The following is a 12,457-nucleotide window of genomic DNA, read 5'->3' on the forward strand; positions in this document are numbered from 1 at the left end:
GGCCATTTTTTAAGCTTTTCTGAAACGATCCTTGAAAACAAGAGATCGGGAAATCCGCAAAGGACATCCAGATGAATATTCATGAATATCAGGCCAAGCGTCTGCTGCACTCGTTTGGTGCGCCAATCGCCAATGGTGTGGCTGTTTATTCCGTTGAACAGGCGGAAGAATGGGCAAAAACGCTTCCTGGTCCGCTTTATGTGGTCAAGAGCCAGATCCACGCAGGTGGTCGCGGTAAGGGTAAGTTTAAAGAGCTCGGCCCTGATGCAAAGGGCGGTGTACGCCTTGCCAAGTCGGTTGAAGAAGTTGTTGCCAATGCAAAAGAAATGCTCGGCAACACACTGGTAACCGCACAGACCGGCCCTGCCGGTAAGCAGGTCAACCGTTTGTACATCGAAGATGGCGCAGACATTGAGCGTGAGCTTTATCTCTCCATGCTTATCGACCGCACCGTTGGCCGTCCGGCTTTTGTTGTCTCTACCGAAGGTGGCATGGACATTGAAGCTGTTGCAGAAGCAACACCTGAAAAGATCATCACTGTTGCGATTGATCCGGAAGCCGGTGTGACTGATGCTGATGCAAACCAGCTTGCTGATGCGCTGAAGCTTGAAGGCGAAGCCCGCGAAGATGCTTTGAAGCTTTTCCCGATCCTTTATAAAGCCTTCACCGAAAAAGACATGAGCCTGCTGGAAATCAACCCGCTCATCGTCATGACAGACGGCCGCATGCGCGTGCTGGATGCCAAAGTATCTTTTGACGGTAATGCTTTGTATCGTCATGCAGATATCATGGAACTGCGCGACACAAGTGAAGAAGATGCCAAGGAAATCGAAGCATCGAAATATGATCTGGCTTATGTAGCGCTTGATGGCAACATCGGCTGCATGGTCAATGGTGCAGGCCTTGCAATGGCCACCATGGACATCATCAAGCTTTACGGCGCAGAACCTGCAAACTTCCTCGATGTTGGCGGCGGCGCTACCAAAGAAAAAGTAACCGCAGCTTTCAAAATCATCACAGCTGATCCGGCTGTTGAAGGCATTCTGGTCAACATCTTCGGGGGCATCATGAAGTGCGACATCATCGCAGAAGGCGTGATCGCAGCTGTTAAGGAAGTCGGTCTGAAAGTTCCGCTCGTTGTGCGCCTTGAAGGCACCAACGTGGAACTGGGTAAGAAAATCATCAACGAGAGCGGTCTGAATGTTATTTCAGCTGACGATCTCGACGATGCGGCGCAGAAAATCGTCGCAGCAGTGAAGGGAAATTGAGGCATGTCCATTCTGATTAACAAGGACACCAAGGTTCTCGTACAGGGTCTGACCGGTAAAACCGGTACATTTCACACCGAACAGGCACTGGCTTATTACGGTACCAAGATGGTTGGTGGTATTCACCCTGCAAAAGGTGGTCAGAACTGGACCGGTGCTGAAGGCCAGACTCTGCCGATCTTCGCAAGTGTTGCTGAAGGCCGCGATGTCACCGGTGCTGATGCGTCTGTGATTTATGTGCCGCCAGCAGGTGCCGCAGCTGCGATCATCGAAGCCATTGATGCTGAAATCCCGCTGATCGTTTGCATCACTGAAGGTATTCCGGTCATGGATATGGTGCGCGTGAAGGAACGTCTGGCACGTTCGAAATCACGCCTCATCGGCCCTAACTGCCCTGGTATCCTGACCCCTGAAGAATGCAAAATCGGCATTATGCCGGGCAATATCTTCAAAAAAGGTTCGGTTGGCGTTGTGTCGCGCTCAGGTACACTGACGTATGAAGCAGTGTTCCAGACCTCCAACGAAGGCCTCGGCCAGACAACTGCTGTTGGTATTGGTGGCGACCCTGTAAAGGGTACAGAATTCATCGACATGCTGGAAATGTTCCTTGCTGATGATGAAACCAAGTCGATCGTCATGATCGGTGAAATCGGTGGTTCGGCTGAAGAAGAAGCTGCACAGTTCATCGCTGACGAAGCCAAGCGCGGTCGCAAGAAGCCAATGGTTGGCTTCATCGCAGGACGTACAGCACCTCCAGGCCGCACCATGGGGCACGCCGGTGCCGTCATTTCTGGCGGTAAAGGCGGAGCGGAAGACAAGATTGCTGCGATGGAAGCTGCGGGTATCCGCGTATCCCCGTCACCGGCACAGCTTGGCAAGACGCTCGTTGAAGTGCTGAAGGGCTGAGGATGAACGGCTCTCGTTAAATATTTCCCGGTTCCGGCTTTTAAGCTGGTGCCGGGATTTGCGCAATGAGGCGAGAATTTCAGTTCCGGACTAACTATTTGAATATTTGTATGAAACTGCCCTTAAATCGGCCTGATTTTTGAAGTTTTATACAGTCCTGATGTCAGGGGTGCCGCACAGTTCCGCCCTGACCGCGTGAGGGGAGAAAATTTCAACCCGCGCGAAGATGAACTGCTAAGAGGAGACGGGGCTCGGCCTCCGGATAAGTTATGGCAAGGCAAGAACAGGCTAACGACGTTTTCGCCCTCACTTCGTTCCTTTACGGTGGTAACGCCGATTATATTGAGGAACTATACGCTAAGTTTCAGGATGATCCGAATTCTGTCGATCAGCAGTGGCGTGATTTCTTCTCAGAACTGAATGACGATGCTGACGATGTGCGCAAAAATGCGCAGGGCGCATCGTGGACCAAGCCGAACTGGCCGCTTGCTGAAAGCGGCGAGCTGGTTTCAGCGCTGGACGGCAACTGGGCAGATGTTGAAAAACACGTCACCGACAAGCTGAAAGCCAAGGCAGGTAAAGACGCGAACACGGCACTGACCGCAGAAGAGCTGACACAGGCAGCCCGCGATTCCGTTCATGCCATTATGATGATCCGCGCTTATCGTATGCGTGGCCATTTGCATGCCAATCTGGATCCGCTTGGTCTTGCCGAAAAGCCAGATGCTTATAATGAGCTGGAGCCGGAAAATTACGGTTTTACACCGGCTGATTATAACCGCAAAATCTTCATCGATAATGTGCTTGGTCTGGAATATGCCACTATTCCGGAAATGCTGGCTATTTTGAAGCGCACCTATTGCTCGACCATGGGTGTAGAGTTCATGCACATTTCCAATCCGGCTGAAAAAGCCTGGATTCAGGAACGTATCGAAGGCCCGGATAAAGGCTTTGCATTTACCCCTGAAGGTAAAAAAGCAATTTTGTCGAAGCTGGTTGAAGCAGAAGGCTTCGAACAGTTCATCGATGTTAAATATAAAGGCACCAAGCGTTTTGGTCTGGATGGCGGTGAGTCGCTGATCCCTGCTCTTGAGCAGATCATCAAACGCGGCGGCTCCATGGGCTTGAAAGAAATCGTGTTTGGTATGGCTCACCGTGGCCGTCTCAACGTGCTTTCACAGGTTATGGGCAAACCACACCGTGCTATTTTCCACGAGTTCAAGGGCGGTTCTTACGCTCCTGATGATGTGGAAGGTTCAGGCGACGTAAAGTACCACTTAGGTGCATCATCCGACCGTGAATTTGACGGCAATGAAGTGCATCTGTCGCTGACCGCCAACCCGTCCCACCTTGAAATTGTCAATCCGGTTGTGATGGGTAAAGCCCGCGCCAAGCAGGATCTGCTTGTTGGCCGCACCCGTGATGATCTGGTACCGTTGACTGAACGTGTCAAAGTGCTGCCATTGCTTCTGCATGGTGATGCGGCATTTGCCGGTCAGGGTGTTGTGGCTGAGTGCCTGGGTCTTTCCGGCCTGCGTGGTCACCGCGTTGCCGGTACTGTCCACTTTATCATCAACAACCAGATCGGTTTCACCACCAATCCGGCGTTCTCCCGTTCGTCCCCATATCCGTCCGATGTGGCCAAGATGATCGAAGCGCCGATTTTCCACGTGAATGGTGATGATCCGGAAGCTGTTGTTTTTGCTGCAAAAGTTGCGATTGAATACCGCATGACATTCCACAAGCCAGTTGTGGTTGATATGTTCTGCTACCGTCGCTTTGGTCACAACGAAGGTGATGAGCCTGCGTTCACCCAGCCTTTGATGTATCAGGAAATCCGTGCGCACAAGACCACTTTGCAGCTCTATAGCGACAAGCTGATTGCTGAAGGTCTGGTGACACAGGAAGAAGTTGACCAGATGAAAGCGCAATGGCGCGAAAATCTGGAAAAAGAGTTTGAAGCAGGTCAGAGCTATAAGCCGAACAAGGCTGACTGGCTGGATGGTGCATGGACGGGCTTGCGCACTGCGGACAATGCAGATGAGCAGCGCCGTGGCAAAACCGGCGTGCCGCTGAAAACTCTGAAAGAAATCGGTAAGAAGCTGGTTGAAGTTCCAAGCGATTTCAACGTGCACCGTACTGTTCAGCGTTTCCTCGACAACCGCGCCAAGATGATTGAAAGCGGTGAGGGCATTGATTGGGCAACGGCAGAATCGCTGGCTTTTGGTACGCTTGTATCGGAAGGCAATCCGATCCGTCTTTCCGGTCAGGATGTCGAACGCGGCACCTTCTCGCAGCGTCACACCGTTCTTTATGATCAGCAAAACCAGAACCGTTACATTCCGCTGAATAATATTCAAAAAGGCCAGGCGATCTACGAAGCCATCAACTCGATGCTTTCGGAAGAAGCCGTGCTTGGCTACGAATATGGTTATTCATTGTCTGATCCGCGTGCGCTGACTCTGTGGGAAGCCCAGTTTGGTGACTTCGCCAACGGTGCGCAGGTGGTTTTTGACCAGTTCATCTCATCAGGTGAGCGTAAGTGGTTGCGTATGTCCGGTCTTGTTTGCCTTCTGCCGCATGGCTATGAAGGTCAGGGTCCTGAGCATTCATCCGCCCGTCTGGAACGCTTCCTTCAGCTTTGCGCCGAAGACAATATGCAAGTGGCCAATGTCACCACACCGGCCAACTACTTCCATATTCTGCGTCGCCAGATGAAGCGTGATTTCCGCAAGCCGCTGATCATGATGACACCAAAGTCATTGCTGCGCCATAAGCGTGCGATTTCGACCTTGAATGAACTTTCAGGCGATTCATCCTTCCACCGTCTGTTGTGGGATGATGCGCAATATCTGAAAGACCAGCCGATCAAGTTGCAGAAAGATGCGAAAATCCGTCGTGTGGTTCTTTGCTCCGGTAAGGTCTATTATGATCTTTACGAAGAGCGTGAGAGACGCGGTATCGACGACATCTATCTGTTGCGCGTCGAGCAGCTCTATCCGTTCCCGGCAAAGGCGCTCATCAATGAACTGTCGCGTTTCCGCGGTGCGGAAATTGTATGGTGTCAGGAAGAGCCGAAGAACATGGGCGCCTGGTCGTTCATCGAGCCTTATCTGGAATGGGTACTTGCGCATATTGATGCAAAATATCCGCGCGCCCGTTATACAGGCCGTCCGGCTGCCGCATCACCTGCAACAGGCTTGATGTCCAGACATCTGGAACAGCTTGCAGCATTCCTTGAAGATGCGCTCGGCTCTTAATGAGCCGGACGCCTTTCATCAGAATTTTCAGACTTGAGATCAACGGAAGATAAAACCATGGCCACCGAAATCCGCGTTCCTACACTTGGGGAATCCGTCTCTGAGGCAACCATTGGCAAATGGTTCAAAAAAGTCGGCGAAGCTGTCGCTCTCGATGAACCGCTTGTCGAACTGGAAACCGATAAAGTAACGATTGAAGTTCCAGCCGCCGCTGCCGGCGTTCTGGCTGAAATCACTGCACAGGAAGGCGATACTGTTGAAGTAAACGCTCTTCTTGGCCAGATTTCCACCGATGGTGCAGCTGTTGCAGCCGCTCCAAAACCAGTAGCTGCCGCACCTGCTGCTGCCGCTGCACCTGTTGCAGCATCAACAGGTTCAGCTTCTTCGGGCTTGGCAATGTCACCAGCACCATCCGCTGCCAAGCTTTTGGCTGAAAGCGGTTTGAGTGCTGATCAGGTTGCCGGTTCCGGCAAGCGTGGTCAGGTTCTTAAAGGCGATGTGCTTGATGCCGTTGCCAAGGGCATTTCAGCGGCACCTGTGGCAGCTCCGGCTGTTGCCCGTGCTGCTTCACCAGCTGGTGATGAAGTGCGTGAAGAACGCGTGAAAATGACCCGTCTGCGCCAGACCATTGCACGTCGTTTGAAAGACGCGCAAAACACTGCTGCCATGCTCACCACTTACAACGAAGTGGACATGTCTGCGGTTATGGATCTGCGTAAGCGCTACAAGGATATCTTTGAGAAGAAACACGGCGTGAAGCTCGGCTTCATGGGCTTCTTCACCAAAGCTGTTACTCATGCTTTGAAAGAACTTCCGGCTGTTAACGCTGAAATCGACGGCACCGACATCATCTACAAGAACTTTGCTCATGTGGGCATGGCTGTTGGTACCGATAAAGGTCTGGTTGTGCCGGTTGTGCGCGATGCTGATCAGATGTCGATTGCTGAAATCGAAAAAGAAATCGGTCGTTTGGCTAAATCTGCCCGTGACGGTTCGCTTTCTGTGGCCGATATGCAGGGCGGCACCTTCACCATCACCAATGGTGGTGTATATGGCTCGCTGATGTCTTCGCCAATCCTCAATGCACCGCAGTCGGGTATTCTCGGCATGCACAAAATTCAGGAGCGTCCGGTTGTTGTCGGCGGTCAGATTGTTATCCGTCCGATGATGTATCTGGCTCTGTCTTATGACCACCGTATCGTTGACGGCAAGGAAGCGGTAACCTTCCTCGTGCGTGTTAAGGACAGCCTGGAAGATCCGGAACGTCTGGTTCTTGATCTTTAATTCTTATAAGAGCGGCGGCTATTATAGTCGCCGCTCATTCTCTTGATTTGTTTGTTTCGTCGCACTTTACCGGGTCAGAACCATGCACGCATACCTGATCGAACTGGCATCATTGATGGCGATTTTTGCTTTTGCAGTGATTTCGCCCGGCGCTGATCTGGCTATGGTTATGCGACAAGCTATGGTGCACGGACGCAGACAAGCAATTATCACCAGTTTTGGTATTGGTGCGGCACTGATGATGCATGTGAGTTATACAGTGCTGGGGCTTGGCCTCATTATCTCCAAATCGATCTATTTGTTTAATCTGGTGAAATGGTGCGGCGTGGCCTATCTGGTCTATATCGGCATCAAGGCGTTGCGCTCATCGGGTGGTTTTGTGCAAATAAGCCCGGAGGGTGTTGCACCTAAAACACCGGAAAAACAGCAAAGCTTTATGAGAGCTTTCAGCCTTGGATTTGCAGCCAATGCACTTAATCCGAAGGCGGTATTTTTCTTCCTTTCGATCTTTTCAACTGTGGTGAGCGTTCATACACCGACAGAGATCAAGCTTGGCTATGGCATGCTGATGGCCATCTGCCTGATTAGCTGGTTTGTCTGTGTCTCATTGTTTATGACAACGCCGCATATGCAGGCAGCATTTGCGCGGGCGGGCAAAATGATTGATCGGGTCAGTGGTTTGGTTTTTATCACGCTGGGACTGAAACTGGCCACAGAAAAGGCCCATATGTAAAAGCATGTAATTTTCGATGATTTGTATGAATGGCGCGGACTTGCATGAATGACGGGAAACCCGAGGAGAAAACATATGAGCTGTTATCGCAGGATTTCTAAAACTCTATCTGTGATGCTATTGGCAGGCATTGTGGCTGCTCCGACAAGCGCTTTTGCAGCCTGCATGCAAAATCGTGCGGTTTATACCGATCGCGATGATAATTATACGCTGACCTTTCGTCCTGAAGAGTCGAATGATTTACAATTCAGCCCTGCGCCGACCAATGAATTTACGATTGTTTCCAACGAAAAGCCGGACTTTAAACTAACCGGCTTGGTGGTTTGGCCGGAAGAGGCGGTCAAGCGTCCACTGGCGATGATTATGTATAATTGCGGTGATGCGGGAGCATCATCTGAAGATCTGGAAGATTGCAGCATCTGGCAGGGCGTAGTTTATGCGCTGAAAGAGGCAGCTGAAGCTGAACCATTGCCAAAGGCGGAAGAGCCTGCTGCCCAGACAGTGCTGTTTCCTGACCTGCTTGGTGCGCTGGATGCTTATGACTTTGGCGAGGCCAAGCCTGCTGAACCGCTGACATGGGAAGCGTTCCGCTTCAAAACCTGCACGCAGGAAGCTGAATAAGTTTAAAACTGCCTGACAAGGCAGATGTGAATAGCAATGACTCACTGGGTTTGAGCCGTGAGTTACCAACCATCAAAGGGCAGTTATGCCCTCGTTGAAAGTAAAGAGGATTATTGAATGTCTTACGATGTCGTCGTCATCGGAACCGGACCAGGCGGTTATGTGGCAGCTATTAAAGCCGCGCAGTTAGGCCTTAAAGTAGCGGTTATTGAAAAGCGTAAGACATATGGCGGCACCTGCCTCAATGTTGGCTGCATTCCTTCAAAGGCGCTGCTGCATGCTTCTGAAGTTTATGAAGAAGCCGGTCATTCTTTTGATGCGCTTGGCGTTGAAGTGAGCAAGCCGAAGCTGAACCTGGAAAAAATGCTGGCGCACAAAGACAATACGGTCAAAGCAAACGTCACCGGTGTTGAGTTCCTCTTTAAGAAAAACAAAATCACCGCTTTCACCGGCACCGGTAAAGTGGTTGCACAGGGCAAGGTTTCGGTCACATCCGAAGATGGTAAAGTTGAAGAACTGACCACCAAAAATATCATTATCGCAACTGGCTCTGATGTTGCCGGTATTCCTGGTGTTGAAGTTGCCTTCGATGAAAAGATCATTGTTTCTTCAACCGGCGCTCTGTCTTTTGACAAAGTACCGGAAAGCATGATCGTTGTTGGCGGCGGCGTTATCGGACTGGAACTCGGTTCCGTCTGGTCACGTCTTGGCACCAAGGTTACCGTTGTTGAATATCTCGACAAGGTTCTGGGCGCGATGGACGGTGATGTGTCCAAGCACTTCCAGCGCATGATGGAAAAACAGGGTCTGGCTTTCAAGCTGGGTGCGAAAGTCACCGGCGTTGAAAAAGCCGGTAAAGGCGCGAAAGTGACCTATTCGCCGGTTAAAGGCGGCGATGCCGAAGTGCTGGAAGCCGATGTGGTGCTGGTTGCAACCGGTCGTCGTCCTTACACGGATGGTCTGGGTCTTCAAGAGGCAGGTGTGGCGCTTGATGAACGTGGCCGCGTTGCGATCAACGATCATTGGCAGACCAATATTGCCGGTATTTATGCCATCGGTGACGTGGTTAAAGGCCCGATGCTGGCGCACAAAGCTGAAGATGAAGGCGTCGCCGTTGCTGAAATCATCGCTGGTCAGGCAGGCCACGTGAATTTTGATGTTATTCCGGGCGTTGTTTACACCCAGCCGGAAGTAGCTTCTGTTGGTAAAACCGAAGAAGAGCTGAAAGCTGCCGGCGTTGAATATAAAGTCGGCAAATTCCCGTTCACTGCAAACGGCCGTGCACGCGCTATGCAGCACACCGATGGTTTTGTGAAAATTCTTGCAGACAAAGCTACTGATAAAGTTCTGGGCGCACATATCCTTGGCTACAATGCCGGTGAAATGATCCATGAACTGGCCGTGCTGATGGAGTTTGGCGGTTCTTCAGAAGATCTGGCACGTACCTGCCATGCGCATCCAACCATGTCGGAAGCTGTGCGTGAATCGGCCATGGCTACATCTGGCAAGCCGATCCATATGTAATTTGCATTGTGTAAATGAGAAAAGCCCGGATATTTCATCCGGGCTTTTTTTGTTGTGATATGCGGCGGGATGCGCTTGTTAGTTCAGCGATACATTCTCGACGGTAAAGCCTTGGGCACGTAACAATTCCACGAGGCCGTCTTCGCCTGGCAAATGCAATGCGCCAACAGCCATAAAAACATCGCCGTGATTGAAGAAAGTCAGGCCACGCTCCACCATATTGTGATTACGTTTGTTGATCATGATCTCTTCAAATTTTTGATAATCCTCATCATTGAGACCGTCTTCATCAAGAGCCTGCAACACAGGTGCCATCAGTCCGATGCGCCCTTCGAGATAAAGATGGGTGAGGGTTTCCATAAAATCATCAATCTCTTCGATTGAACGCACACTTGCGAGCAAGCCTTTGTGATGAAACTCCATCGGCAGCGCTTTCATCGCTTCCAATTGTTCTGCTGCGGTCTCCAGCCCGACGAGATCTTTATCCTGCTCCTGTGCACGTTTTGCCAGCATCATATCCAGCGCGACTTTACCTTGTGCCTGATGCACGCTTTCACATTGCGGTATGCTCAAAAGATTGGTGACTATCCACGGCTGAAGCTTGTCAAAGGCGGCGAGGCTGAGATTTCGCTTGGACAATTGCTGGCGAATTTCCAGTTGCTCCTCGTCGGAAAACAGTTTGGACAATGTGTCATTGCCCTGCATTTGGATGAGATCAGGCTGGTTGCTCAGAATTTTATTGATAAATGGCGGATCAAGAACATCGGTGGTTTCGATGATGACTGTTTCGGACTTGTCCAGCAATTCCAAAACCTGCGCCGGCGCATTGGAAATACGCGGATCGCTCAGATGCATTGTACCGAAAAGATAAGAGGTTTTTACATCCGGCTTGGTTACTTTCCACAACAGGCCGGAATGGTTGGGCGTTTTTTCAGCTTCACTTTGCAGTTTTTGATAAGTGTCAGGATGTTTCTTAGTGAAATCCGGCAACAGATTTTTAACCGGCTTACAGCTGCTTACTGAAGCCTCTTGCGCATGAGATTTTTGCGCGAATGCAAATGTGCTTGCTGCAAATAATAGCGTTAGCGTTAAAAAACGCGCGGGGGTTTTGAAGTGATGCCACATATTTTTCATGTGGCGAATATAGGGGTGAAACTTGCAAAATTACATACGCGGATGGGCTTTATCGTAAATTTCCAATAAGCGATCCGTATCTACACCGGTATAGACCTGGGTGGTGGAAAGGCTGGCATGGCCAAGCAATTCCTGAATGGTGCGCAAATCTCCGCCGCGCCCTAATAAATGGGTCGCAAAAGAATGGCGCAAAGCGTGCGGTGTGGCGCTGTCCGGCAGACCAAGAGCGGAACGCATTTTCTGCATTTCACGCTGGATGATGCCTTGTTGCAAGCGGCCACCTTTGGCACCGCGAAAAAGCGGTTGATCGGCACTTAAATCATATGGGCAGAGTTTGCGATAATCGGCCACGGCACGGTGGATGACGGGCAATAGCGGCACCATCCGGCTTTTGCCGCCCTTACCGGTGAGAACGATTGAACGCTCGTTGGGATCATTGAGCGCATCCCCGTTAAGGTTGAGCGCTTCTGAGATACGCAAACCGCAACCATAAAGCAGTGTCAGCACGGCTGCATTGCGGGCGGCAATCCACGGTTCTTCCGCCAGTTGCTCGATTGTACTGACAACTTTAAGCGCATCTTGTGTGGTCAAAGGCTTTGGCAAAGATTTTGGCTGTTTGGGTGCGCGGATAGCGCTTGCCCCTGCCGCATTGGCAAGGCCACGGCGTTCCAGATGGCGCAATAGCGAGCGCACACCGGCAAGGCCGCGTCCAAGCGTGCGCGCACCGGCACCATCATTACGGCGATTGGCTAAAAATGAGCGTAAATCTGCAACCCGCAAAGCGCTGACATCTTTCAGGCTTGGCGGTTCACCAAGGTGACCGGTTAAAAATTGCAGAAACTGGCGTGTGTCGCGTTCATAGGCTTGCAACGTATTGTCAGAGAGGCGGCGCGTTTCGCTTAAGCTTTTCAACCATTCTTCACGCGCAGCCTGCAAATCTGCGCGCGCTGGGATCAGAAATTCTTGTGATTTGGAAACTGTGCTCATGCGCTTTAAAATATGCCGTTTGATGAGTTAAGCGATGCAACTATTGTGCCATTGAGTTATTACTCAGAGCTTACATATTATTTTTTCAATCAATTATCTTGGACTTTGCCTGAAGATTGGTTAATCGGAAGCAAACTCTTTGATGCATGTTAGGAACCATCATGTCGCGTCCGGAAAACCCTGTTCAACTTGCCGTTATCGGTGCTGCACACGGCATACGTGGTGAAGTGCGGGTCAAACCCTATACAGAAGATCCGCTGGCGATCGGTGATTATGGTCTGCTTTATGATAAGCAGGGCAAATCTTATGAAGTGCTGGATGTGCGTAACGCGAAGACCGTGGTCATCGTTCGTTTTCGCGGTATCAATGACCGCAATGCTGCCGAAGCATTGAACGGCACAGAATTATTTATTGATCGTTCGCAATTGTCGGAAGATCTGGATGATGACGAGTTTTATTATGCCGATCTGATTGGCTTACAAGCCTATGACAAGCAAGGCAATAATCACGGTCGTGTCCATGCTTTGTTTGATTTTGGTGGTGGTGATCTGATTGAACTGCGTCTAACAGGGCGCAAACCAATGCTTATTCCGTTTACCGAAGCCGCAGTCACCGAGATTGATCTGACCAATGGCAAGATCATTGTTGATCCTTATGCGGCAGGTCTTATTGCCGATCAGGACGATGATTATCCTGACGATGGCTATGATGATGAACGCGATCGTGAAGTATGAGCGCTG

At 50.7% G+C, this 12,457-nt stretch carries 10 protein-coding genes; 8 read left to right on the top strand and 2 right to left on the bottom strand.

Annotated elements, in window-relative coordinates; genetic code table 11:
* Positions 1–71 precede the first annotated feature (71 nt).
* The 7 genes from sucC to lpdA all read left to right on the top strand — a co-directional run bounded on the left by sucC (position 72) and on the right by lpdA (position 9,596).
* Positions 72–1,268 (top strand): ADP-forming succinate--CoA ligase subunit beta, encoded by a 1,197-nt coding sequence (gene sucC / locus FHS77_RS06750; RefSeq protein ID WP_184221614.1) that lies wholly within the window; start codon positions 72–74, stop codon positions 1,266–1,268.
* 3 nt (positions 1,269–1,271) lie between these two features.
* Complete coding sequence (gene sucD, locus FHS77_RS06755; RefSeq protein ID WP_184221616.1) at positions 1,272–2,174, top strand: succinate--CoA ligase subunit alpha; 903 nt, start codon at positions 1,272–1,274, stop codon at positions 2,172–2,174.
* Between the two features lie 269 nt (positions 2,175–2,443).
* Positions 2,444–5,434: a 2-oxoglutarate dehydrogenase E1 component gene (locus FHS77_RS06760; protein ID WP_184221618.1), complete on the top strand. Its 2,991-nt coding sequence runs from the start codon at positions 2,444–2,446 to the stop codon at positions 5,432–5,434.
* Positions 5,435–5,491: 57 nt separating this feature from the next.
* Entirely contained in the window at positions 5,492–6,718 is a 1,227-nt protein-coding gene (odhB, locus tag FHS77_RS06765; RefSeq protein ID WP_184221620.1) for a 2-oxoglutarate dehydrogenase complex dihydrolipoyllysine-residue succinyltransferase, read from the top strand.
* An 82-nt stretch (positions 6,719–6,800) separates the two neighbouring features.
* Positions 6,801–7,451, top strand: coding sequence for a LysE family translocator (locus FHS77_RS06770; protein ID WP_184221622.1), 651 nt, complete (start codon positions 6,801–6,803; stop codon positions 7,449–7,451).
* Between the two features lie 114 nt (positions 7,452–7,565).
* On the top strand, positions 7,566–8,072 hold the full coding sequence (locus FHS77_RS06775) for a hypothetical protein (protein ID WP_246431260.1): 507 nt from the start codon (positions 7,566–7,568) through the stop codon (positions 8,070–8,072).
* Between the two features lie 117 nt (positions 8,073–8,189).
* The gene (gene lpdA, locus FHS77_RS06780; RefSeq protein WP_184221626.1) at positions 8,190–9,596 is read left to right on the top strand and encodes a dihydrolipoyl dehydrogenase; all 1,407 of its coding nucleotides are present in this window, start codon (positions 8,190–8,192) and stop codon (positions 9,594–9,596) included.
* 78 nt (positions 9,597–9,674) lie between these two features.
* Here the strand turns inward: lpdA and FHS77_RS06785 are convergent, their stop codons facing one another.
* Both FHS77_RS06785 and FHS77_RS06790 read right to left on the bottom strand, forming a co-directional pair.
* The gene (locus tag FHS77_RS06785) at positions 9,675–10,586 is read right to left on the bottom strand and encodes a TraB/GumN family protein (protein WP_184221628.1); all 912 of its coding nucleotides are present in this window, start codon (positions 10,584–10,586) and stop codon (positions 9,675–9,677) included.
* Positions 10,587–10,760: 174 nt separating this feature from the next.
* A complete protein-coding gene (locus tag FHS77_RS06790; protein ID WP_184221630.1) occupies positions 10,761–11,717 on the bottom strand; it encodes a tyrosine recombinase XerC in 957 nt (318 codons plus the stop codon).
* A 161-nt stretch (positions 11,718–11,878) separates the two neighbouring features.
* Here FHS77_RS06790 and rimM point away from each other — a divergent pair, with 161 nt between their 5' ends.
* Positions 11,879–12,451: a ribosome maturation factor RimM gene (gene rimM, locus FHS77_RS06795; RefSeq protein ID WP_184221632.1), complete on the top strand. Its 573-nt coding sequence runs from the start codon at positions 11,879–11,881 to the stop codon at positions 12,449–12,451.
* Positions 12,452–12,457 lie beyond the last annotated feature (6 nt).

Origin of the sequence: Paenochrobactrum gallinarii, assembly GCF_014205685.1 — a bacterium.
Classification (GTDB): Bacteria; Pseudomonadota; Alphaproteobacteria; order Rhizobiales; family Rhizobiaceae; genus Paenochrobactrum; species Paenochrobactrum gallinarii.